16 protein-coding genes are annotated in these 25,962 nt (G+C 40.4%); 6 read left to right on the top strand and 10 right to left on the bottom strand.

Annotation, left to right across the window (positions count from 1 at the left end; translation table 11 throughout):
- Positions 1 to 89: 89 nt before the first annotated feature.
- On the bottom strand, positions 90 to 2,309 hold the full coding sequence (locus tag Q4575_RS13430) for a response regulator (RefSeq protein ID WP_303523215.1): 2,220 nt from the start codon (positions 2,307 to 2,309) through the stop codon (positions 90 to 92).
- Between the two features lie 128 nt (positions 2,310 to 2,437).
- Here Q4575_RS13430 and Q4575_RS13425 point away from each other — a divergent pair, with 128 nt between their 5' ends.
- Entirely contained in the window at positions 2,438 to 3,319 is an 882-nt protein-coding gene (locus Q4575_RS13425) for an alpha/beta fold hydrolase (protein WP_272181288.1), read from the top strand.
- On the opposite strand, the gene Q4575_RS13420 is transcribed toward Q4575_RS13425, so the two are convergent.
- The 3 genes from Q4575_RS13420 to Q4575_RS13410 form a co-directional block, all read right to left on the bottom strand.
- Complete coding sequence (locus Q4575_RS13420) at positions 3,316 to 3,939, bottom strand: LysE family translocator (protein ID WP_215961910.1); 624 nt, start codon at positions 3,937 to 3,939, stop codon at positions 3,316 to 3,318. The genes Q4575_RS13425 and Q4575_RS13420 overlap by 4 nt on opposite strands.
- 81 nt (positions 3,940 to 4,020) lie before the next feature.
- Entirely contained in the window at positions 4,021 to 7,167 is a 3,147-nt protein-coding gene (locus tag Q4575_RS13415) for an efflux RND transporter permease subunit (RefSeq protein WP_303523214.1), read from the bottom strand.
- 9 nt (positions 7,168 to 7,176) lie between these two features.
- On the bottom strand, positions 7,177 to 8,382 hold the full coding sequence (locus Q4575_RS13410; protein WP_303523213.1) for an efflux RND transporter periplasmic adaptor subunit: 1,206 nt from the start codon (positions 8,380 to 8,382) through the stop codon (positions 7,177 to 7,179).
- 255 nt (positions 8,383 to 8,637) lie between these two features.
- On the opposite strand from Q4575_RS13410, the gene Q4575_RS13405 reads away from it, so the two are divergent.
- A complete protein-coding gene (locus Q4575_RS13405) occupies positions 8,638 to 10,458 on the top strand; it encodes a DEAD/DEAH box helicase (protein WP_303523212.1) in 1,821 nt (606 codons plus the stop codon).
- 41 nt (positions 10,459 to 10,499) lie between these two features.
- On the opposite strand, the gene Q4575_RS13400 is transcribed toward Q4575_RS13405, so the two are convergent.
- The 4 genes from Q4575_RS13400 to Q4575_RS13385 all read right to left on the bottom strand — a co-directional run bounded on the left by Q4575_RS13400 (position 10,500) and on the right by Q4575_RS13385 (position 15,209).
- Positions 10,500 to 11,012 (bottom strand): hypothetical protein, encoded by a 513-nt coding sequence (locus Q4575_RS13400; protein ID WP_215961914.1) that lies wholly within the window; start codon positions 11,010 to 11,012, stop codon positions 10,500 to 10,502.
- A 116-nt stretch (positions 11,013 to 11,128) separates the two neighbouring features.
- On the bottom strand, positions 11,129 to 12,544 hold the full coding sequence (locus Q4575_RS13395) for a DUF945 family protein (protein ID WP_303523211.1): 1,416 nt from the start codon (positions 12,542 to 12,544) through the stop codon (positions 11,129 to 11,131).
- A gap of 135 nt (positions 12,545 to 12,679) precedes the next feature.
- On the bottom strand, positions 12,680 to 13,390 hold the full coding sequence (locus Q4575_RS13390; RefSeq protein WP_303523210.1) for a hypothetical protein: 711 nt from the start codon (positions 13,388 to 13,390) through the stop codon (positions 12,680 to 12,682).
- A 223-nt stretch (positions 13,391 to 13,613) separates the two neighbouring features.
- Positions 13,614 to 15,209 (bottom strand): ABC-F family ATPase, encoded by a 1,596-nt coding sequence (locus Q4575_RS13385; RefSeq protein ID WP_215961917.1) that lies wholly within the window; start codon positions 15,207 to 15,209, stop codon positions 13,614 to 13,616.
- A 188-nt stretch (positions 15,210 to 15,397) separates the two neighbouring features.
- Between Q4575_RS13385 and Q4575_RS13380 the strand changes: the two genes are divergently transcribed.
- The 4 genes from Q4575_RS13380 to Q4575_RS13365 all read left to right on the top strand — a co-directional run bounded on the left by Q4575_RS13380 (position 15,398) and on the right by Q4575_RS13365 (position 22,170).
- Positions 15,398 to 16,639: a transglycosylase SLT domain-containing protein gene (locus Q4575_RS13380; RefSeq protein ID WP_303523209.1), complete on the top strand. Its 1,242-nt coding sequence runs from the start codon at positions 15,398 to 15,400 to the stop codon at positions 16,637 to 16,639.
- Between the two features lie 370 nt (positions 16,640 to 17,009).
- Positions 17,010 to 17,954, top strand: coding sequence for an efflux RND transporter periplasmic adaptor subunit (locus Q4575_RS13375; RefSeq protein ID WP_215961919.1), 945 nt, complete (start codon positions 17,010 to 17,012; stop codon positions 17,952 to 17,954).
- A 14-nt stretch (positions 17,955 to 17,968) separates the two neighbouring features.
- A complete protein-coding gene (locus Q4575_RS13370) occupies positions 17,969 to 21,034 on the top strand; it encodes an efflux RND transporter permease subunit (RefSeq protein ID WP_303523208.1) in 3,066 nt (1,021 codons plus the stop codon).
- Positions 21,034 to 22,170 (top strand): XrtA/PEP-CTERM system-associated ATPase, encoded by a 1,137-nt coding sequence (locus Q4575_RS13365; protein WP_215961921.1) that lies wholly within the window; start codon positions 21,034 to 21,036, stop codon positions 22,168 to 22,170. Before Q4575_RS13370 ends, Q4575_RS13365 begins: the two co-directional genes overlap by 1 nt.
- A 248-nt stretch (positions 22,171 to 22,418) precedes the next feature.
- Here Q4575_RS13365 and prsR read toward each other — a convergent pair whose 3' ends face one another.
- Positions 22,419 to 23,774 carry a PEP-CTERM-box response regulator transcription factor gene (prsR, locus tag Q4575_RS13360; protein WP_215961922.1) on the bottom strand — a complete coding sequence of 452 codons (1,356 nt, stop codon included), beginning with the start codon at positions 23,772 to 23,774 and terminating at the stop codon, positions 22,419 to 22,421.
- Positions 23,774 to 25,816 carry an XrtA/PEP-CTERM system histidine kinase PrsK gene (gene prsK / locus Q4575_RS13355; protein ID WP_303523207.1) on the bottom strand — a complete coding sequence of 681 codons (2,043 nt, stop codon included), beginning with the start codon at positions 25,814 to 25,816 and terminating at the stop codon, positions 23,774 to 23,776. The genes prsR and prsK overlap by 1 nt, the downstream gene beginning before the upstream one ends.
- Positions 25,817 to 25,962: the final 146 nt, after the last annotated feature.

Raw genomic sequence — 25,962 nt, 5'->3', positions numbered from 1 at the left:
CTACTGCTCTTTTTATACGTACACCATGATACTAGATTGAAAACCGACAAAATCCTATAAAAACCAGCAGGTTTGGATCCTAAAAATGATTAATTAGTCGTTTCGTTTTCGGCCAGTAGGGACCGTAATACGAGTTGTAAATCCTCTTTGTCAAAGGGCTTAACCAAATGTTTGTTCATACCGATTGCAAGGGATTTTTTAATATCTTCTTCAAATGCGTTGGCCGTTAATGCAATTATTGGAATGGTTAATCTAAGTTTTTCGCGCAGAACTTTAGTCGCCTCATAACCATCAACCTTAGGCATATTGATATCCATCAATATAGCGTCATATTGATTATTGGGATCACTGCATAAATCAATGGCTTGTTGTCCGTCTCTCACTCGACTTACTTTATAGCCCATAGATTTTAAGTATTGCTCAGCAACATGGGCATTAATGTCATTATCTTCAGCGACAAGAATATGGAAATTGCTCGGGGTATGATCGAGTTTGTCGTTTGATAATGCAGTGATTAATGTGTCAAAAAACTTCGATTCTTGCAGTGGCTTACTAAAATGGAAATCGAATAAGTTTTCCTTTAATTGAAAAGCGTCAAGGTTGTCTTCAGACGCTGAAATGAGGATTAGTTTTTGATTTTTTAGCGGTGATAATTTCGGTTTAAGTATTTCCGCAACTTGCTCACCACCCATACCAGGCATGTTCAAATCGATGATAAATAAATCAAACTGATTAATATCGCATTTTAATAACTCTTCACCTGAACTAAAGATTTCAGCCTTTACATTTAAGGCAACAAGTTGATGTAAAATAAGCTTTCGGCTGGTGGCTAAATCATCAACGACGGCGACTTTTTTATGGGCGAGGTCGTATTGATTATTGAAATTAACGATTTCGAGTTCCTGCTCAGAGGGGGCTTTTGCCAAGGCAAAGGGCACAATAATCGTAAACTTGGAGCCTCTGCCATATTCACTGTGTAATTTTAATTCTCCATCCATTAGTGTGGTGAGTTCAGACACAATATTAAGTCCAAGGCCTGCACGATTATAATGTTTAGTCAAATCTTCAGGTGAGTAGTCACTAAAAATCACACTTTGCTGATCTTTTGTCATGCCAATACCAGTGTCCGCGATTTCGATGGAAAGTAAGACGTTTTCCTGTTGCAACTGACAGTGTGCCTTAAACGATATGGTTCCGTGGTCAGTATATTTAACGGCGTTATTAAGTAGGTTGTTGATGATTTGCCTAAGTTTATTACCAGCACCATATAAATTTTCTGGAATTGCTTCTGAAATGTCCATCTCTAACTGGATGTGTTTCTGGTCGCAAATAATGGCTATTGGCGACAAACACTCATCGAATATTTGAGTGATGGAAAAGTTACTGTTTTTAACGGTATGTTCTCGATTTTCGATCGCCGAAATATCTAAAATTTCGTTAATAATACGTAGGAGTTGATTACCGGAACGCTTAGCGTTTCGAATAAGAGTGTCTTTCGCAATAACGCCTTCTTGTTCAATTGCTAATTCCAACATACCAAATAAGCCATTAAGTGGGGTGCGTAATTCATGACTCATATTTTGCATAAAGAGCGTTTTGGCTTCACTTGCAAATTCAGCCTGTTCTTTCAATTTTCGAGCGGTTTCCTTCTCACTAGATAGCTGTGCAATCGCAGTAGTTATTAGCCTCTGTAATGGATTAAATACGTAAATCAGTTGTGCAATAAGCGCAATAATCATGGCGATGGTCAACACAGTCACAACCCATTCCAATTTAACTAGGTTGTTATTGGCGGCAGCTTCAAATGTATCGACCCCAGAATTTAATTTGGTCATTAGTCGCTCAATTGTGGAGAACGGCATTTCATCTAATGTGGCATCAAATCCAAACTCGACCGTTCTTCTCGCCCAGAATATAAAATCAATGATGTCGCTGTTCAAAGAGGGGGAGTCTTCAAAATAAAGCCGCTGAATTTCATCCGAAAATGTTTGTTTATTTGCTAGAGGCAATGTTTGAGTGAGCTGATTGTGGTTCTGTTCGAATTGAGTAATTGCGGCCTCAAGTATGGTTAGATTTTGACGACGAGTTTGCATGTCAGAAGATTGCGCTAAACGAGTTAAATACAGTGTGATCTTCTGCGACAACATGCTTTGCTGGCCAGCAATGTTGACTAAGTGATTATCATTTTTTTGTTGTTTTATAGTGAGTTGCAATGCCATTAGATTAATGATGACGAGCGCAAAGATTACGCCTAATCCAAATCTATGTTTATTGCTGATGGTGTTAGAAAATTGTGTATTTACGTCCATATACTTATATTCGAAAGTCCTCTCGATAAGTAACAATAGTTAGGAATTAGTTGAACCGCAAGTGAAATAATTAATTGAGTTTACGAATTTATTGGTCTACATTGTGTCATCCGACCAGTGGAGGAAGTATGATCCAGACGTCACGAACTTTAGACCTAAAAACTCACCAATTGCACTTACGTCATATTTATCAACGTGATGACGGCCAACCAATATTGATGCTGCACGGCACAATAGAAAATGGGCGGATATTTTATAATGACAAAGACAAGGGACTTGCCTGTTATCTAGCGAGCCAAGGGTTTAATGTCTTTGTTTTAGACTATCGTGGACGCGGTAAAAGTCGGCCTCAAATCAAGCATAATTTTAACCATGGTTATCACGAATGCATTGTTGAGGATATTCCGGCTGCTATTGAATATGTGTTTAAACTTACTGGCCGTAAAATGCATGTGATTTGCCACTCTTGGGGCGGTATTTTGTTTCACAGCAGTTATACCCGATTTGAGAAATTACAAAACAAAGTAGTATCTGCCATCTGCTTTGGAACAAAGCGACAGGTGTTAGTTTGGAATCTCGAGCGGTTATTAAAGGTGAGTTTGTTTTGGCATCGCTTTGCACCTTGGATGGCCAAAAAGTCGGGTTATTTAGACGCTGTAAAACTTGGTATTGGTGCCGAAAGTGAAACGTATTTAGCTGTTAAACAAAGCTCAGATTGGGTGAAACCAAGTAAATGGGTCGATTCTGTTGACGGATTTGACTACGGAGAGTCCGCTAAAACCACTAACTGGCCACCAACATGGCATTTAACGGGTTCTAAGGATCGGGTGTTGGGTCATTCAGATGATGTTAATTTATTTATTAATGAATCGAATCAAAACGCAAAGTTTTCGGAGTTATCGAAGGTCAATGGCAACATGCTCGACTATGACCATATCAATATACTTACCGACAAAAATGCGGTAAACGACCATTTTCCACTAATCAAAAATTGGCTTTCTGAACATTAACCAAGGGCTAACCATACTCCTACTGCGACCATAAGCGTGCCTGAAATTTTGTTCATTTTGGTCACGTTGTTTTCACTCTTTAATAAGTTAGCCAATGTTTTGCCACCAGACGCATATAACATCATGCAGACAAATTCCGAGACCATAATGATGGCAACTAATATCGTTAACTGCAGTGGCATCGACAGCTCAGGGTTAATAAATGGCGGCAGTAATGAAATCATAAAGGCCCAACCTTTGGGATTGGCAACGGCAGTTACCAGTCCTTGATTAAACAATTGCTTTCTCGATATGGTTTGCTGTTCTTGGGGCAAACTGGATAACGCAAGTTTACCTCTGTTAAGCCACATATTTAGACCTAACCACATTAAATATAAGCCACCGACCCATTTTAGAATTTGAAAAATAAATGGGTATTGCAGCATTATGGTCGATACACCAATGACCGCTGACACCGCAACAATGGCAACCCCAAGTAATTCACCAAACATCATCCACATCGTGCGTTTAACACCAATTGACATACCAAGTGTAAGTGCCAATGTCATACACATACCTGGGGTAATGCTAACGACAAAAAATGTAGGGATAAATAAGGCAAATAATGTGAGATCTAGCATGAATAGGAGTGACTACTATTTGAGGGGGAAACAGGCAAACCAGATGTATCCGGTTTGCCCACAGTTTTATTAAACCTGGAGTTATGGATCAGAAGCTAAGTCGTCTGATTTAACCTTAGGTTCTTTGCTATAAAGCTTTTTTAAGGCTCTATATGGTTTTCGGCTGTCTTCCAAAATAAGGTACAAACAAGGTACCAAAATTAAAGTGATCACCGTAGCAAATAACACGGCAAAGCCAAGTGCTACCGCCATTGGGATAACAAATCGAGCTTGTAAGCTGGTTTCAAACATAATCGGCAATACACCTACAAACGTAGTAATCGACGTTAATGTAATCGCCCTAAAACGAACACAACCAGCATCAATGACAGACCGCGTTATTGAATGACCTTCTTTACGCATTTGGTTTACGTAGTCGGTCATAACGAGGCTGTCATTTATCACCACCCCGGCGGCGGCAATGAGTCCAAATGTCGACATCATACTTAGGTCGATGCCAAAGAAATAATGGCCCCAAATCGCACCGGTTAAACCAAATGGTATAACCGACATTATGATTATAGGTTGGCTGTAACTCTTCAGTGGTACGGCGAGCAACACATAGACCAGCATCATACCAGCTAGGAAGAACATAATTTGTTCGTTCTGCTGTGATTGTTCTTCTTCAATCGAACCACCGAGTTCGGTTTGCACCGATGGGAATAAGACTTTTAAATCAGGTAATAATGTTTCTCTGACTTTTTCAACAACTTCATTTGGCTCAACGGTTTCTTCGTCGATAGAACCCCAAATGTATACACTGCGGAAGCCGTTTTCACGTCGAATATAGCTGATACCAGGTTTCTCAATTAACTCAACCACATCGCCTAACATGACTTCTTGGCCGCCGGGAGTTGTCACGACAGCGTATTTTAAGTCAGCAAAACGTTCGCGTGTTAACTGAGGATATCTAACCATGACTCGGATTTCTTCGCCGCCGCGGATAACACGTTGTGCTTCACCACCGTAGAAACTCGCGCCCATTTGTGACGCAATCGTCTGCAGATCTAATCCTAAGTCATACGCGACAGGTTTGAGCGACATTTGAATTTCTTTACTTGCAGGGTCAATGGTTGAACTGACATCAAACAGCCCATTTTCCTGCTGTAACATAGAAATAAATTTCAAACCTGCTGCATTTAAGGTGTCAATATCAGAACCATATAGTAAGTAACCAAAGTCACCGTCGCCATTGCCTTGGCTATTGACGTCGTCACGTACGGTCATCGACTTCATACCAGGTAAACGAGGTAACGCTTCGCGCCATCTACGGGCAAGTTCAAAGGTATCAAATGGGCGTAATTCTTCGTCAACCAATGGCACAACGATACGACCTTGAGTTCGTCCTTGGTTAAAGGCCAAAATATCTCGAACCATACCAGTACCGTATTGTTCTACAGTCTCTCGTTCGATTCGCATGATGACTTGTTCAATGAGCTGTAATGTTTCGATTGTTTGAATGTCAGAAACATTGTCGTTCATTTCAATTTGAACATCAGGGAAGTCATGTGGCACTTTAGGAGTTGGTACCATACGAACATGGTTAGCCGTTATTAGTCCAAAACTCACAAAGAACAAGGCGATAAAGGTCATGAATACTGTCCAACGCCATTCAACACATTTGGCTAAAAAGCTGCGGTATGGGCCATATACAAAGCCAAAGAACTTCTTGTTGAACTTAGAACGCCAGCCGTTTTCTTTAATCGGTGGGAATTTAGTATGCGCAATATGCGAAGGTAAAATGAGTTTTGATTCTATTAAACTAAAGACCAAACACAAAACAACAACAACTGAAATATTATAGAAAAACGCGCCTTGTGGGCCGCTTGAACCTAAAAATGGTGCAAATACCGCGATTGTGGTTAAAACACCAAATGTGGCCGGTGTTGCAACACGCTGTGCACCGCGGACAACATTATCGACACCGCCACCTTTTTTCTCAATCTCAGAGTAAGCACTTTCGCCTATTACGATGGCATCGTCGACCACTATCCCGAGTACCATGATAAAGGCGAACAAAGACAGGATATTAATTGTTACACCAAACATCGGCATTAGAAAAACAGCCCCGAGGAAACACAATGGCAAGCCAATCATTACCCAGGCAGCAAGTCTAAAGCGGAGGAAGATAGTTAACATTAAAGCAACTAAAATCGAACCTTGTAAAAGGTTTTTCAGCATCATATCTAAACGTGCATTGAGATAGTAAGTCATGTCGACTAGGATTTTAATTTCCATACCATCTGGTAACGTCTTGTTGCGCATTTCAATAAAGTCTTTTACAGACTTGGCAACCGGTATCATGCTTTGATCTTTAGTCGCGTTTACAGCGATGTAAATCGAGTTTTGGCCTGAGTATTTGTTATAACGTTCGCCTTCAGTAAAGCCATCTTTGATAACGGCCACATCACGTAGTAAAACTTTATCACCATTTTTACCAACCTTAACGGGGATAAGTCTAAATTCTTCACCACTATAATATTGGTTTTCAATACGGACTGAAACTATGCCACTGTCAGTGCGTAACTGACCTGCAGAGTAGTTTGCAGAATGCCTGCTTATTGCACGTGAAATATCAGTTAGGGTCAGATTGTATTTACGTAACTCTTCTGGTTTAACTTCAATTGCGATCTCTTCATCAGGCGCAGCGACATTAACTAACGAGACGTTATTCAACTGCAATAACTCGTCTTCAAGTCGTTTGGCCATTGGTTTGAGTTCAGACAGTGGGTAATCACCTACAATCGATAACTCTATAACTTGTTGGTTAAACTCAATTTGTCGAATATTGACCGGCTCCATCGCCGCAGGAAATGTCGCAATACTGTCAACGCGCATTTTTACTTTATCGAGGGTTTCAGCAAGGTCTTTATCAGGGTGTATTTCTAACGTCATTTGGCCAGAGTTACGGAACGCTCGTGACCACATTTTTTTAATTTCGGTGACGTCTTTAAGAGACTCTTCTACCTTAATTAAAATACTTTCTTCTATTTCTTGAGGGGATGCACCACGATAAGCGGCACTAATTTCAATGTAGTTGATTTCAATATTTGGAAACATCTGACGCTGTATAGTGAAATAACTCACAATGCCCATGAACAAAATAAAGATCATCATTAAGTTTGCCGCAACTGGATTGTGGGCAAAATAAGCTATTATCCCTGTGGGTTTAGTACTTGTGTCACTCATAATATTGCCTTATCCATTCGTCACGTTTTGTGCAGCAGCTGGGGAAACAACTTGAGACTCATCTGATTTTTTATCTTTTTCCATGGCTTCAGTTCCTGCAACACGTACTTCCATACCAACTTGAGGATATTCTGGCACCGTGGTGACAATTTTGTCATTTTCGTTTAAGCCCGATCCAATTAAGTAGATCTCGCCTTCTTCTCTGACAACTTCAACCTTGTTAACACGAAGTTTATTGTCTTCGTCAATAATCCAAACTTTACGGTTGCTGACTAAATCTTGAGATAAACGGAAAACGTTGTTTAAAGGAGCGCCGTCAAAACTAACTTGAACATAGCTGCCAAACATAACTTTAGGCTGGTCGCTTTTTAGGCTGTATGGATCGTTAATTTCAACGACTAAGTGACTCATACGAGTGTCTGAATCTATGCGACCAGAGTCTCTTGAAATCACCGCTTGGCGTGTATATGAAAAGTTGCCTTCGGTACTAATTTGAGCAGATTTACCAGCTAACTGCGTTGGTAAAAACGAACGGTCGAAGCCGGCAATCGGAAACGAGACTTCGGCTTTTTCGATATTGTAAATTTCGCCAATGGACATACCCGGAGAAGCATATTGGCCTCGGCCAATGGTGCGGTTAATCACTAACGCGTCATAAGGGGCGACCACTTTTGTATTGTTTAAGTCGTTTTGCGCAGCTTTAACCGAGGCTTGTGCTGACTTAACATCGGCCATTGCACTCATCAATTGTGGTTTACGCAAATATAGGTCAGTAACTTTGGCATCAGGTAAAGTTTTAGCTTCAATTTTGGCAACGTCCGCACGACCTTTTTCTTCAACAAGCTTGGAATTGGCGGCTGACAAGCTTGATTCGGCTCTTAATAGAGCGGCTTGATAAGGTACAGGGTCAATTTCAACTAACACTTCGCCGCTTTTAACCAAACCACCGGCAACAAAGTTAGGGTGCCATTTTAAAATTTCGCCGGCGACTTGCGCTGACAACATGGTTTTTTCAACAGGAGTCACTGCACCATGTCCAACAATTTTAACTTGATGGGATTCTGAGTTAACGGCTCGAACACTGACAATAGGTCGAGTATCTACTTTCTCTTTATCTTTTTCTTTGTGACCAGATTGACCAACAACTTGACCTAAGCCAATACCAACGCCTAGTACAACTAGAGGTAAGGCAATCTTTAACCATGTTTTACTCATTTTGAAATCCCTGTTACAAATTATAATTTTGGCGATTTTTACATTGATTGGCGTATCTTATCGTATTTTCACAATGAAGAAAGCTACTATAAGTGTAAGAAATTGTTTATTCCGGATATTTTTACGCTGCTTTATATAAATAATTGGAAATAGACCGATACAGTTTTTGTCTTTGGCCGAGCCAACTTACAAAATATATAAGATTTAGTTTACGAGTGAGATACAATAATAGACCACTTTTATTAAAAAAATTGTTTGATGTATACATTACGTCCTTATCAACAAGATGCGGTTAACGCAACGCTCAAACACTTTAGGCAAACCAATGAACCCGCGGTCATTGTATTGCCTACTGGTGCCGGAAAAAGCTTAGTTATTGCTGAACTTGCTCGTTTAGCGCGACGTAAAATCCTTGTGCTGACCCATGTTAAAGAACTGGTCGAGCAGAATGTTGAAAAGTTTCGCAGCTATGGCGATCAACAAGGCGTTAAAGCTGGGGTATTTTCAGCGGGCTTAAATACCAAACAAACCGACTTCCAAGTGACGTTTGCCAGTGTGCAATCCGTCGTTCGAAATTTACCCCTGTTCGCTACAAGTTACTCGTTAGTTATTATTGACGAATGCCACAGAGTAAGTGAATTAACTGAAGGTGAAAATAGCAGCCAGTACGGAGAGATCATCAAGCAGCTTGCTGGCTACAATCCAGACATTAAGGTACTTGGTTTAACCGCGACTCCATATCGAATGGGGTTAGGCTGGATTTATCAATATCATTACCACGGTATAAAACGCAGTGCGACCCCGACTCCTTTTAAATCTTGTATATATGAGCTACCGCTAACCTACATGATCAAACATGGCTTTTTGACACCACCTAAATTGGTCGATGCCCCCGTAGCACAATACGATTTTTCCGCGTTAAACAGCACAGCTAACGGCAATTTCAACGAGGCGGAAGTTAATGCCTTGTTAGTTAAATACCCAAGAGTCACTCAGGCAATTATTGAGCAAGTGGAAGAGCTGGCGTCGAAACGACGAGGTGTAATGATATTTGCCGCGAGTGTAAAACATGCAAAAGAAATCTGTGGTTATTTGCCAGAACAATCCACTGCGTTGATCACAGGTGCAACAGACTTAGTGACTCGTGCTGACTTAATTGCCAAGTTTAAAAATAAGACACTAAAATATTTAGTTAATGTGTCTGTGTTGACCACGGGCTTCGATGCGCCGCATGTCGATTTAATCGCGATACTTAGACCAACAGAATCGGTGAGTTTGTATCAACAAATTGTCGGCCGCGGCTTGCGTTTATGTGACAACAAAAAAGACTGTTTGGTAATCGACTATGCGGGCAACGGCATCAATATTTTCTATCCAGAAGTTGGCCAAAAAAAGCCGAACTCTAGTTCAGAGGTTGTTCAAGTATTTTGCCCAAGTTGTGGTTTTGCCAATACTTTTTGGGGGCAAAAAGACCAAGAAGGAAAGGTGATAGAACACTATGGTCGTAAGTGTCAGGGATTTTTACAGCATGATTACGAAGACGATGAAACCGCTGAAAATAGCAATCAGGCCATTGAGCGCATCGATTGCGATTACCGCTTTCGATTTAAGGAATGCGAACATTGCAACGCGGAAAATGACATCGCCGCTCGGGTTTGCCATCAATGCCAAAAAGACATTGTCGACCCAGACGACAAATTAAAAGCAGCACTCAAATTAAAAAATGCCATGGTAATTCGTTGCGCCGGAATGATGTTTGAATTTCAAAAAGAGAGTGAACGCGACAGCCAAAAAGTCAAAATTCGATACTATGATGAAGACGGCCTAGAGTTGACTGAAACTTTTGATTTTAGTAACGACAAAGCGAAATATAAATTTAACCGCCTTTACGGACGACGTCTAAATAATTCGGCCGCGCCCCAGGATTTTAAAACCGCCGATGACGTTAAATCAAAACAAAACGGGTTTACGCCACCTGACTTTGTGGTCGCCAGAAAGCAAAAGCATTATTGGCAAATCGTAGAACGGATATTCGATTATGAAGGGCGATATCGAAAAGCCAACGAATTAGGCTAAACGGCCCGGGCTAATATTCAAAGTATTGTTTCTCGTAAGACTTATTTTTCGGCGGGCGACTTTGTAAGAAACGAAATTAAATAGGCGTACGCATAAATGGCGCTAAATAAAATGCTTGGCGCTACTGTTAACCAAAGGTTAGGTGTTTGATTCACAACATTAACCGAAATAACTAAAACCGATTGCAGCATGATAGGCACGATAGGGGTAACCCAAATAAGGCGTCGTGGCTTTGTTGTCATTACGGCAAGGCTTTGTAATCCATGATGAAAACTGCCAAAAACCACTTTGTTTCGTTTGGTCAGTTTATGAAGGCTACAAATAAATGGTGTAACTAAGCTTAGAGAAAGAATGTGGCTGTGAAATTTAGCTGCAATATTCTCTAAGATAAACGTAAATACCAAAGTAACTAAACCACTGTAAAGGCCTTGCACCAAGGCGCTTCGAATTGTGTCATTTAACGCTATCGTAGGCGATAGATTGGCCCAATACGCCCATGACGCATAAAATGTAAATGCGATGAGTGAAGACACTAATAGTCGTTTTAGATTCAAGAGTTACCTACAAATTTGAATGTTGACGTTTGAAGTGCTCCACCAAAGGTGGAGCTATTTCAAACATAATCAACGCGGTTAGAGCCGTGCTAAATAACTCACTACGACGAGTAAAATTATAGCGGTAATGGTATATCGTTACCATTTAGCTTAGCGGCACGTTCGGCAATTGAAAAGTCTACCGTATATTCGTCAGTTGCTTCGTTTGGCACTATCATGCCTTGAGACTCTAACATTGCGATATACTGAGGCGTTTGTTGAACCGTGATCTGATCAATTTCTTCCGGCGTTGCATCAGCGAGTTGCGGATTGTTAACCAGTTGACCTCGAATAAACTTTGCAACAGCTACAGTAAACAAAGGTCTAGAAATTTGAACTTGGCTAGACGCATTTACATGGCTTAACCAGAAATTTGGATCTTTAATTGTTGCGGGGGCCGTTTCGACATTTTCAATTTTGGCGTTTAGCACAGCGTTGAAGTGACCTTCCGGCAGTTTACCTTTAAAGCGAGTGATATTAAATTCTGGTTCTGGGCCTAAAATAGTAAGTAAATTGCTTTCTAAAAATGTCACCATTTTCTCAACCTGCTGTTCTGGATGTTCGACAGGCGCTGGCTCGGAGAAGATTTTAGCTAATTCCATATACATATTCTTATCGAGTTTGTTTACTTCTAAAGCGATTTCAAATTCTTCGCCAAAATACTCACCAAAACTAAAACGACCAAGCTTATAGATTTGGTCACTACGCACTAGGTTTGTTGCGTCATCCAGTTCTGAATTTACCAAAATAGACATGTGGTCTAGGGTCAAAACATCAGGAGAGGTTTCATTTTTAACTTCAATTTGATTAACCGACACCGTCATCTCATATTGAGGTATTTGGTCGTAATTAAACATTGATGCCAAATCACCTTTAATTACAGAATCAAATACTAACTGTTGCAGAGTCATGTTTACTTCAGGAGACGTAACGTCTATCGCCGGTAATTCGCCGGTATAAATGAGGTGACCGTCAAGTGTATGTGCATTACCCGCATAAGATTTAACGTCAAATTTTATATTGTCGTCACTGGTAAACTGGAACTTCTCTGACTTGTCTTGATAGGACAGATCGCCGCTGAGGTCAATTTGTGCATGTATTTGGTAAAGCGGTTTTGCATGATCCCAAGTTACACTCGACTTTAAATTTTCAGCGCGGTAATTAACTTCGATGTTTGCTAACTTGCTACCCGAGGTCAAAACGGGCGCGTGGTCTATGTTAAAATCCAGCTCAATTTCAATATCGTCCATTGGCGCTTTGTCAGGTGAACTAGGTGGCATGACTTTGTCTAATTCTAAAGTCACTAAAATTACACCTGACGTAGAAAACCAGCCTGAATCCATTGACTTTATTTCAGCGTTGTAAATAGGCATTTCGGTAACATTTTGAACTAAGCCGGTTATCGTTTCAGCGATATTCAAAGAGATTATTTTAGGCGCAGCAACGACGGCAGTAGCAGCAACAATGGCGCCGCCAACAAGGAGTTTATTCATCAGAATTCCTTTTCATTAAGGTAAGTTAGCGCAGAATAATATGTTATTTTCCCGTCAAATCCCAGCTTATTGGTCACCTAGCGAATGATAAATCCTTTACTAACCTATAAGTGGTAAAACCCAATAGAAGTCATATTACTTTAAACCAAACTTTTTGAGGCTATGATTAAGTATTTGTTGGGTTTTATCTGCTGAGCGTGGACAGGGGGTTGGTACCCAAACCAAATCGCGCCATTGGTCGGTTTCAATACTAAAACATATTGAATTAAATTTAACCTGCAAGGCGCCATGTGTCGCAACCCCAATGACCTTTATGCCACTGCCTTTAGCAGCAAAACGCAGGCTATCCATGTCTGGTCTCCTTATTTTCGACGTATTCGCTCCTGTAGACTGTATTGAATCTATTGTTGGTTGAGGGGTTTGGGTTTGAATATAATTTTTGGTCGATTCTAATATGGAATGTAATGACGGATTGCTTAGCTGGTTTTCGCTGGATGGCATTTTGATAGACGAATTCGGATCTATCGGATTTGGCGTAACTTTCGAGACAAGCGTGTTTTCTTTTGTTTCGGTAAGTGTTTTTTCAGCGGTAGACTCTTCTGCACCGGTTATTTCTGTTGGTAATTCGCTATTTTCCTCGGAGGCTTGAGTTGGCGTTAATGGACTTGTTGCAATTGCCGTTGCAGTAGATGTTACATTGGGTGATGAAACTGGATCTTTTGGTTTTTCAGGCAATTGAACTAAATAAGAGGATATTGCCAGTTTCGGTTTTGGCGGTGTGCTTGAGTTTAAGATAGAGCTAGATTTAGTGTCGAACAGAATGGCGCTTATCGCTACGATTCCCACGTGCAATAGGGCTGAGTACAGTAGATATTTTTTCCAACTAGAAATAATGCAACCTCATAATATGACATGAGGTAAGACGTTATTAAACTTTGTTAGTTCAATAAAAAGTAAATTGAGGCTTGTATCAGGTGCAACTGCGTGGCGAGGTTTGTGGAGGTGAGAAACTCAGTTGAATGCTATCGACCAGCATTCAACTGAGGTATTACCTATGGGATATCGATACTTACGCATCAACCCCTTTTGATTGTAAATACTCGTCGTAAGTACCGCTAAAGTCGACGATTTCATCAGATTTGATTTCAATGATACGGGTTGCAATTGAAGATACAAATTGACGGTCATGACTGACAAAAATCAAAGTGCCTTCATATTGCTCAAGAGCCATTTGCAATGACTCAATCGACTCCATATCCATGTGATTAGTTGGTTCATCCATTAACAAAATGTTTGGTGTCGACATCATTATTTTACCAAACAACATTCGACCTTGTTCACCACCAGATAGCACGGTTACCGACTTTTTAATGTCGTCTGATGAGAACAGCATACGGCCTAAGAAACTACGGATCGACTGCTCATCGTCATCTGGACGACGCCATTGGCTCATCCAATCAAATAAGTTTAAATCTTGTTCAAAATCTGCCGCGTGGTCCTGGGCGTAGTAACCCATCTTGTGATTTTCAGACCACTTAATAAAACCGCTGTCCGGCGTAAGTTCGCCTTGTAAACAGCGTAATAAGGTTGTTTTACCGACGCCATTTTCACCAATGATCGCAATACGTTCGCCTACTTCCGCCATTAGGTTTAACCCTTTAAATAACGGGCCTTCGTCAAAACCTTTAGATACGTCTTCGATTTCCAAAGCGGTTCTATAAAGTTTCTTCTCCTGCTCGAAACGAATAAATGGATTGACACGACTCGACGCTTTCACGTCTTCGAGTTTAATTTTTTCCATTTGCTTCTGTCTCGACGTGGCTTGGCGAGCTTTAGAGGCGTTCGCAGAGAAACGAGCAACAAACTGCTTTAAGTCATCAATTTGAGCTTTTTTCTTTGCGTTGTCGTTTAACATACGCGCTCTGGCTTGCGTTGCGGCCAACATGTATTCGTCGTAATTACCTGGGTAAATACGCAACTCACCGTAATCTAAGTCAGCCATGTGTGTACAAACTGAGTTTAAAAAGTGACGGTCATGCGAAATGATGATCATCGTTGAATTACGTTGGTTAAGAATGTCTTCTAACCAGCGAATTGTATCGATGTCCAAGTTATTGGTCGGTTCGTCTAACATCAAGAAATCAGGTTCTGAGAATAGCGCTTGAGCCAATAACACACGAAGCTTCCAACCCGGAGCAACTTCGCTCATCAGGCCATAATGTAAATCAGTTGATATACCCAGACCTAACAGCAATTCACCTGCTGAAGATTCAGCTTCATAACCACCCATTTCAGCAAACTCAGATTCTAAGTCCGCTACTTTCATGCCATCTTCTTCAGACATTTCAGGAAGGCTATAAATACGGTCGCGTTCTTGTTTGATGTTCCAAAGCTCTTCGTGACCCATGATGACAGTGTCTAACACTGTGCATTCTTCAAACGCAAATTGGTCTTGACGTAAAATGCCCAGTCGCTCACCTTCGCCATAACTTACGTTACCTGAGGAAGGCGTAAGATCGCCGGTCAAAATTTTCATAAATGTGGATTTACCACAACCGTTCGCGCCTATTAGGCCGTAGCGATTGCCGTTACCAAACTTTACGGAAATATTTTCAAATAATGGCTTAGCGCCGAACTGCATAGTGACATTTGCGGTGGTGATCACAGGCTGGTTTCTCGTGTCGATAAAATTTGGCGGAATTTAACCAGAAATAGGCCAAAAATGCCAGTTAAACCGTGATTATTGGACACTTAAAATGTGTTTTTAAGATTAAATTTCAGTTCTCAAAAGTACGACTATAATGACTATTTAGAAATGAAAATTTACTGGCAACCTGTAAAAGGAATTTTGTAGTGAAAAAGATATTAACAACAACATGTTGCATTATTTTGAGTTGGCAGGTGTACGGTGTAATTGTTGATGACAAAACCACAACGGCGGCTCAGGCACATAAAGCAGAACAAGAAGCACAGTTAGCAAAATTTAAACTCGACAATCAGTTAGCGTTTAAATCTTACCGTGATGCATTTAGAGATGGCTTAGCCGAATATAAAGGTCGCGTGGAGCAAGTGTGGGGTTATGCCGACGTAAGTACTAATTCAAAATGGGTTCATTATTCCGATGACCTATCGGAAAAGCTGGTGATCGATTACGAAAACAATGCCATCGGTCTACAACGATCTGCAAATCAGTCACTCCCAGAAACTAAACAATTTATTGAAGATGCTCTGAAACAAAAAATTGGTGATAAGTCAGTGGCTGAATCATTAGGTATCGATATTGTCGACATTGATCAAATCGCAGAGCAGTTGATCAGTGACGCGAATTTGGCCGCCAGTGCCGAGTTTATTCGGTCGAACATAGACGATTTGAAAAAAACTAAATCCCAACTGCAATTTCAATCTACTCAACTCAGTTTGCGAGAACAGAAAAAAGAACGTTCATACATTAAAGAAATTGATAAGGAGATTGCTAAGACCGAAAGCTTGTTACGATCTGGGAAAGCAGTTTCTAAAGATGTCATTGGTTCAAAAGTGTCTTTGCCAAATAAGCGAGTTGATCGGGCATTGCTATATAAAACGGATGTTAACAAGCAGGCAAAATATCACGGTCTGCCGGTATCTTTGATTTATGCCGTAATGGAAGTGGAGTCGAGTTTTAATCCGCGAGCACAATCACCCATACCAGCGTTTGGTTTAATGCAAATTGTACCGACCACGGCTGGATTGGACGTCAATCGTCACTTACGCAAAAGCTCAGAAGCACCGTCCGCTAATGAGCTTTACCAACCACCCCAAAATGTGCTGTATGGCGCAACTTATTTGGCGATGTTATATCAAACCTATTTCAAAGATATTAAGAACCCGTTGAGTAAACACTATTGTGTTATAGCAGCCTATAATACAGGTATGGGAAATGTTTCGGCACTGTTTAGTCGCGATGGTACCAAAGACCTAAAAAAAGCCGCCAATGTTATTAACAAACTGTCAGCACAACAAGTACACGATAAGATTAAGTCTAGAGCACACCCAGAGACAAAGCGATACATAACTAAAGTCCTTGACGCACAACATTATTTTGAACAAAACATGTAGACACCGTTGTTGGTCATATGGCTGACAAAGAGCGATTGTAAGATAGTGTTATGCAAGTTGTTATCGTACAAGTGACGGGATAGATGTTATCCAAAGAAAGAATAATCCAGTTTTTAATTGTTTAGCGTATTCATTCTGCGGCAGTTGGATTTCTAAATTCGATGACAAAATGGTTCATATTATTGTTTTTATTATGCAGAATAGTATTTAACAGTAATCGCCATGAAAAAAATGTGCAAATTTAAGACAAAAAAGTGCATTGAAAAATGTAAACTTGTTGATTCAGCTGTATTGTAGAGATCGTTGGAAGGCGTAAACGCCAAAATATTGGATTGTCTAATGTGAAGTTAGACCTAAAAGGGGATAGAAATTGCGTGACCTCAAGAAATTAATCATTTTAGCAGCGTTGCTAATTACAGGGTTCGGCGTTTTTGCAAATGATAACGATGACTTACAACTGGAACCGTACGCTAAATCAGCAAAGCGGATCGGTAAGTTGGATTTTTACTTAACCTACCAATATTCCTTTAAATCCTCAGGTAACTTAAAGCATCTCAATGTCGATGTTGGCGAGCAGTTTAAAAAAGGGGATTTGCTGGCTTCGGTTGATACCGATGAATTAAATTCTGAACTTAACTCTTTATTGGCTGAAAAAGCATTTGTTAACGAAGAGGTCAAACGCCTACTGACATTAAGAAAGCAAAATGCCGTATCAGCAAGTGAATACGAACGAAACAAATCACAATCTTCGCAATTAAAAGCCGCCATTATTAGAGTGCGTCAGCTACTTGAAGCGGCCTCGATTGTCGCACCGTACGATGGAATTGTTATTTCAAGATTGTTAGAACTTGGGGAATTCGCAGCGCCAGGGCAAACCATATTGGAAATTGCGCCAATTAAAGACAATCTAGTTATCAATGTTGACGTGTTAGGTAGTGAATTGAGGTATTTAAATTATGGTGTCGAACTGCCCGTTAGTGCCAGAGATAAATCAAATTCGCAACTGGCTAAAGTAAAAAAACTGACATCAACACCTAATCAATTTACCGGCTTATATAACGTTAGTCTTGCGATCCAACCATATAAAAACATGGTCATTGGGACTCTATTTGATGTCGAACTTTCTGGCGAAAATCAGTTGGTTTTTCGCGTCCCTGCGCATCTGTTGAAAGTCGACTTTAATCAAACTGCCTTGATTAAAACTAAGTCAGATTCTGGCACTGTCAGTATGCAGCGATTTAATATTGTTGATTTCACTCAAGATTACGTTTTAGTAGAACCAAACGGATTAACAACTCTTTCAATTATTAAATAAATGGATTAAGCCACGTGCTGTTAAAACTTGCTCAATATTTTGCCAACAATATACGACTACTTAATCTAATTATTTTAATGATTTTGTTATTGGGGACATCTGCTTTAGTTTCGATGCCAAAAGCAGAAGATCCACAATTTGACATGCCTATTAACGTGGTGGAAGTGATGGCACCGGGCATGTCGCCTAATTCGTTAGAAAGTGAAGTTGTCGGTCCAATCGAGCAGTCTCTAGGTCTTGTCGAAGACATCAAAACGATTGAAACGGAAATTAAACAAGGTGCAGTTACATTTACAATTAAATTTTTGCACGGTACTGCAGCGCCCAAAAGTTTTGACGATGTTGTAAATGCAGTAAATCGAGTTCGTTCTGATTTTCCAGAAACCGTCCGCAATATAATATTTGTTAAAGCATCTCCTATTACTGTTAATGCCGTGCAATTAGCGGTTTCTTCGCCAACAAACGATTGGCAAATGTTGAAACGCACGTCACAAAATTTACAAAAACGATTACAAGCCATACCAATTGTAAGACAGGCTGAAGTCTGGGGACTACCGTCACTTGTTGTTTCTATTAAAGCTGATACGGCAAAAATGCTGGAACACAATATTTCAATCGAAGATATAAGTCGTTCGCTCGCTGCAAATAGCCGAGCAGACCATGCGGGTTATATCGACAGCGATAATATGCGTTTTTCAATCAACCTGTCGGGTGAGTATACCAATTTTGAAGAACTAGCTGGCACAATTGTTAAGTCCGATGGCAATGGTCATGTGGTGTTATCAGACATTGCCGAGTTATCGTTAGCGCCTTTTAAACCAGACAATTTAAGTTACTTAAATCAACAACCTGTCGTATTTGTTACCGCCCAACTCAAAATGGGTGAGAATATCTTTAATTTTGGTGAGTCTGTTCGTGCTGAAGTCTCTAAGTTTTTAGAAGCCTACCCAGAAGTTGACATTCAGACAACCTTTGACCAAGAATCCGGCGTTCAAAACCGCGTTAGTGGGTTTATGTTCGACTTGTTTTATGGCCTTCTACTGATACTTATTTGTTTGCTGTTTTTTATGGGACTCAAGCAATCTTTTTGGGTTTCACTGGCATTACCGCTGACAATATTTATTACTATTGTGATCATGAAAACCTTTGGTTTTGTACTACAACAAATGACCATCGCGGGACTAATTGTGTCACTGGGTTTGTTAGTCGACAACTCGCTTGTTGTGGTAGAGCAGTTTGCAAAACTAAAAGATCAGAGCCAATCTCGTTTGGACAAAATTAAACAAGTACTTTCAGAAGTCGGCATGCCGCTCGTCGCGGGCACACTAACTACAGTGTTTGCATTTTTACCTATGCTGCTTTTAAGCAGTGATACCGGCGACTTTATGCGAGCTTTGCCAGTTGCAGTTACCATAGCACTGGTTGCCTCTTTGTTTGTCGCACTCATTATCCTTCCTGCTTTGATTAGTGTATTTGGGGTGTCAAAACACTCTAAGTTAACCTTGTCTTATGTTCTTGATAAATTTGCCAATGGCCTATATTCAAGAGGGTTACATGGGGTACTAAAATTACCTATTGTCGCCATTGTAATATTTATAGCAATTGCTGCTGGCTGTATCAGTTTATTCCCTCAAGTGGGCGTGAGTTTATTCCCGAAAGCGGAAAAAAATATCATCGTAGTCAATGTCGAAACACCTCAGTTTTCTTCGCTAAGTCATACTCAAGGCGTTGCGTTGTCATTAAGCGAAGAGTTTGAAAAGTACCCTGACGTTACCGATGTCATGTTAACGGTCGGAAGCAGTAACCCAAGAATCTATTACAACCACATTCCCCGCAGAGGTGTGGTGAATTTTGCTCAAATCATGTTGTTAATTGACTCATATGAGCGAGAAAAAGTGCAGGGCGTAATTGCTAAAATTCGAACCGATTATGCAGATTTTGAAGCCGCGAAGGTCAATGTGTTTGAATTCCAACAGGGGCCTGTAACCGACAGACCTATAACCATTAGGTTCCTAGGTGACGATTTGGAACAATTAGCTGAACGCAGTCGCACGGTCGAAGCTTATTTAGAAAAGCAAAAGTTCGTGTTCGATATACGTAATATTTCAGCTAATGCGGGTTGGGCGTACGATGTTAGAGTTGATGAATATCTTGCAACTAAGTCGTCTATTTTTAGTGGTGATGTAGAGCAACAAGTTAGAAATCATTTAGATGGTGCTATCGTTGGCAACATGACCGATAGGTATGGCCAAGGTTATCCCATTGTCGTTAAGGGCAATGATATTGAACCAGAAGTGATAGACGATTTGTTAGTGGTAAACGCTCAAGGCATGGCCGTTCCATTAGGTGCGGTAGCGCGGGTTGAACTCAATAAGTTACAAGGACCATTTTACCATTACCAAAGAATGAGAATGAATAGCGTCTCAGCAGATGTATTACCGGGTGGAAATGTTGCCGAAATCACCGCTGGGCTTATCAGTTATCTTGATACCTTATCTTGGGATGATGGACTCTCTTATGTTGTCGGTGGTGAAGAAGAAGCCCGAAAAGAAAACTTCGGTGGACTGTCAGAAATCATGATACTTGTTGTGCTGTCTATATTTGTACTGTTGTTTGTGCAGTTTAATAGCTTTGCTCAGCCAGCGGTAATCATAAGTTTACTGCCAATCGCGTTTGCTGGTGGGGTCTTTGGTATGTTCATGACCGGTATCAGCTTTTCAATGATGGCATTTATTGGGTTAATAAGTTTAATCGGTATCATGGTCAACGACGCAATTATTGTGGTTGATGGCTTTAACCGAGGCATAAAAAATGGCCTACCGGCCAGGAACGCTATGGTGCAATCTGCGAGTAGTCGCTTCACACCAGTGATCTTAACGTCCTTAACAACTATAGTGGGCTTATTGCCTTTAACACTTTACGGTGGCGAGTTATGGCAACCAATGGGTACAGTTATCATTACTGGTCTATTGTTTACGACTCTGGCATCATTGGTTTGGGTTCCAGCATTGACCGTTTTAATATCAGGTCGAAATGCTAAAACACATAACGAAATTTCAAATAACGGAGTATCAGGTTAATGTACGAGGAGTATTTCGGGTTAAGTAAAAAACCATTTCAACTTACCCCTGATCCAGAGATTTTTTTCGCAAGTACTGGCCATCAAAAGGCGCTATCTTATCTGCAATATGGCTTGAGCCAAGGTGAGGGGTTCATTGTCATCACCGGTAATGTTGGTACAGGTAAAACGACCATCGCCAATCATTTGATCTCGCAATTAGAAGAAGAAAGTATCGTTGCTAAGCAGTTAGTAACCCCTAACTTATCGCCTGATGATCTAATAGTCGCTATCACTAAATTATTTCATTTACACCCAGAGGGCGACACTAAAGCGGCTCACATTGCTGAATTAACTGACTATATGCGTCGGTTAAATAGTTTAGGTCGTCGCTTGTTGTTGATCATCGACGAAGCACAAAACTTACCGATTGAGTCAGTCGAAGAATTAAGAATGTTGTCTAATATTCAAGTGGATGGCAAAGCAATTATCCAAAGCTTCTTGCTAGGTCAAACTGAATTACAGGACATATTAAGCGCTCCTCAAATGGAGCAGTTTAGACAACGGGTTATCGCATCAGCAAGCCTGACGCCGTTATCTGAAGAAGAATTGTATAAATATATCGCCTATCGTATGCAAATGGCTGGCTGGGAAGGGCAACCATTATTTAGTGATGAAGCCGTCACTCGGATCCATGCATTCACAGAAGGTATTCCACGTAAAATAAACACTTTCTTAGATCGTGTTCTTCTTTATGCATTCATGGAAGAAAAGCGAAAAGTGGATATCGGCCTAATTGAAGAAGTGATTAAAGAAGTATCTGGGGAACTAAACCACCAAGACGATGGTAAAACTCAGAATATGGAAATCACCCAGACTGCAACGGGTACTAAGTTGAGTCGTGCAACGACGCAACCACAGAAGCAAGTTAATCAAGCACAGCAGCAAGCTATGAACTCTATAAAAGAGGAAGCGGTAAGCGACGCTGAAATGCAAGAAATTGCATTGGCTTATGAAGGTAATATGAAAACTGAGAAGTTGGAAACCTTGCTTGAGTCCGTTTTGATCATGAATAGACGTTCGGTGTTATTGCAGGGACAAATTTTAAAAGAACTGCGTAAAATGAACGAAAACGGCGGTAGTGACAAAGAAAGCTAATCTTGTTACGGGTATATAGCTTAAAATTAAAGTGAGGTTTTACCTCACTTTTTTTATGGACACTTTAAAGCGTATAAACTTGCCATTGGGGTGACTGGATAATTCTGAGGGCTAGTATTACTTCATTAAATGAAAAAAGGAGACATTGTCGTCTCCTTTATTTGTAACGAGTATCCCGTGCTGGAATGTGTTGTATGGTTTTACGCTATCAACGATAGGCCGTTTTTACACCAGCTGCGGATTGCCTGTTAATCAGGTTTGATGTCTTTGAGGTTATATTTTTCTATCAAAGAATATAGCGTTGGGCGTGTCACCCCAAGTAGCTCAGCGGTTCGCGATATGTTGTGTTTTGCCTGGGCAAATGCCATACGAATCGCCTTACCTTCTGCTTGTTCTCGAACGGCTTTTAAGTTGAGTTCCGTTATATCGTCTTCATCAGCTTCGTCGTAAAAGCCAAGGTCGTCGGCAGTAATCAGACTCGCATCAGAAATAATAACGGCGGATTTTAGTTTATTTTGTAATTCACGAATATTACCGGTCCATTCATGATTCAACATCGCTTTTATTGCGTCTTCAGAGAAGCCTCTGACGTTTTGCCCAAACTCTTTATTAAAGACATTCAAAAAGTGCTTCGCTAATACAACAACGTCGCCGCTTCGTTCGCGCAATGCCGGAAGTTCAATAGTAACTTCACCAACACGGTAGTATAAATCTTCACGGAATTTTTCTTGTTTGGCCATGTCCGGTAAATTTCTGTGCGTCGCACATATTACGCGAACATCAACACTTATCTCGCTGCGGCCGCCAACCCGTTCAATGACTCTTTCCTGAAGAAAACGAAGCATTTTAGCTTGCAGGTTTAAAGGCATGTCTCCTATCTCGTCAAGAAATAAGGTTCCACCATTGGCAAATTCTACTTTACCTTTTGTTTGTTTAGCCGCACCGGTAAAGGCACCTTTTTCATATCCAAATAGTTCACTTTCTAATAGGTTATCTGGAATAGAAGCACAGTTAATCGCAACAAATGGACCTCTAGCTCTTGGGCTAGCGTCGTGAATAGCGCGGGCAAAAACTTCTTTACCCGTTCCACTTTCACCTAACAATAAAGTTGTGATGTCAGCTTTCGCAATACGCTCAGAAAGCTTACAGGCTTTTTGAATCGCTGGACTTGACCCTATGATAGTACCAAAAGGGTTTTCACCGAGTTGCAGGTTTCTGTTTTCAGCTTCTAAATCAGCTACATGGAAAGCTCTGCCAATGATGATGGCTAATGTATCCATTTCAACAGGCTTTTGATAAAAGTCGTATGCGCCAAGTTCTATTGCTTTTAATGCATTGGCTTTGTCTGAGTTTCCAGTGACACAAATGACTTTTGTATTTGGCGCCAAAGTCATTATTTCTGAAAGTGTTGCAAGGCCTTCACTGGCATTGGCAGGATCTGGGGGAAGTCCTAAATCTAAAGTCACAACTTTAGGTTCATGGCGACGTAGTAGGGAAATTGCGGTTTGGCGATCTTCAGCAAATACCAATTCATATCCTTCTAAGCCCCACTTAAGTTGCTTCTGAATTCCTAAGTCATCTTCTACTATCAGTAACTTTTCCACTAGTCTTCCTTTTTAGGTATCGTTATCTTGAACGTACTGCCTTTGCCAACTTGGCTTGAAACTGTCAATGTCCCGTTGAGTTCCTCGACATAACTTTTTGCTTCATACACTCCAACACCCATCCCAGCGTTTCCTTTGGTTGTGACAAATGGCGTGAATAATTGATTATTCATGAATTCAGTCGTCATGCCAACGCCTGTATCAGTAATTGTTAAAATATAATTATTGTCGACCTGATCCAGAGTCATTTTGACTTGCCCATCATCCGACGTTGCCTGTTGTGCATTTTCAATAAGGTGGCCAACGATAGAGTAAAGCCTATCATAATCTGCAAAAACTGAAATAGGTTCAGAAGGTAATACCATATCCACTTGCGGAAGATTTCGATTGAAATCATCACGAAGTTTAGCCGCAAAAGCATTAAGCTCAAATCGGGTTTCGCTTCCGCGCGTTTGTTGTTTTTCTTTAAGTTGAGACAACATCCGATCCATACGTTCTTTGGTGTGACCTAACGTTTCGAATGTATCGTCGATAAATTCGGGGTTGTCTCGATGTTTTTCGGCGTTTTTCACTATCATGCCTATTTGCGCTATGACATTTTTTAAATCATGAACGACAAAAGCAGACATCCGATTGAAGGCGGCAAATTTAGCATTTTCTTCCAATTTAAGACGCGCTTCACCAAATCTAATGTAACTGCCGATTTGAGAGCTAATAGCCGTCAGATAATCCCTAACTTCCCAATTAAGTGCTAGCTTTTCATTACCATAACTACTCAGCGCAAAAACACCATGGAATTCATCGTTAATAAAAATAGGAACAATAATTTCAACATCAAACATAATTAAATGATTAATAAAATAGCCTCTAAATTCCACGGCATATTCCGCTGCACCAAAATCGGATACGTCAATAAACCATCTGTTTTCTGCTAGCTTGGTGGACAAATGCAGCAACTCATCAGTGGCGTTTTGGTTCAATGAAAAAAGATCTTTAGTTTTAAGTTCAAGCTGGCCATTTGTTAATTTGTAATAGGCCCCATGTGTATAATTTAGTGATTTACATAGACCTTTCAAACTCACTTCATAAAAGTCGTCATCTGAGTTTTCTGCGTCTAAAGTCATGGTTAGACTTAGCCATTGTTCACGATAATCAAATTGATTAGCGTAAAAATGCTTTTGGATAAAGATACGAAAATATTTACGAACTGACTCAGATATAAATATATAGGCTAAAAGTAATAAAGCCCCGGCAACAAATACGATTTGCACTACACCCGACCATGCTTGACCTGAGCGTTGAATAAAGTAGCCAGTCAATGACATTAGTAATAGATAGCCACCGGCGAATACCAATAACGAACTTTGCAGAACAACATCTCTGGAAATAAAGATCCTCAAATTCCAATTATCGACTCGCTTAATGGTCAGTAAAATAAAAGGCACGATGAGCACATAGATAAAGGGTCTTGCAGAAAGGTAAACCGGGTCCAACGTATTTAGCAACAAAGCGTTAGACATCATAATAAGGTGGTAAATATTTACGCTCGCCAATCCTAAAATGAACGGTCTATAACCCCAACGATCGTTGTGGGCTGCGCGATATATTTGCTCAAGCAGGATCAATTGAATAATGGCGGTTAACAGGCTGGCACTGACTAACAATTTAAACTTCAGTTCAGGAGATAAACCTAAAAATGCAAAAGCCAAATTAAAGAGAATCGCCGCTACGATTACTGTGATGCTATATTTTTGTTTTAGAAAGCAAAAAAAGTTTTTTGTGGAAGTATCAAGCATCGCCAGTAACAACAAGGTCCATGTTGTCATAAATAGCGACTCTAATAAGGGCCAGACTAAAAATGGGTTGCGAGTTAGCATGGTCGCGGCAAAAAGTGATGCGGCTCCCCAGGCTGACGTACCTAAAAACGTAACCAGAAATACCGTTCTAAGAGTGCCTTTAGCCTTACTGGTAAATATGAGGGCAGAACTTGCAAGATAAAAGAAACAAACAAGAGCGAAACCAATATAAAGTACGATGTTCACCAGTAGTTTTCCAATTAAATATATGAAGTTGTTAATATTGTCACAAAACGAATGCGAATAAAATTAACTAATCAATTGTGTCTTATTTAGTCATTTAAGTTGTCGACCAAATAAGACTTTTTCATCGTTAAAAGTCAGTATTTAGT

The sequence above is a fragment of the Psychrosphaera sp. 1_MG-2023 genome, assembly GCF_030548245.1.
GTDB lineage: Bacteria > Pseudomonadota > Gammaproteobacteria > Enterobacterales > Alteromonadaceae > Psychrosphaera > Psychrosphaera algicola.
The sequence above is the reverse complement of the archived record's forward strand: the minus strand, read 5'-3'. Positions and strand labels throughout refer to the sequence as shown.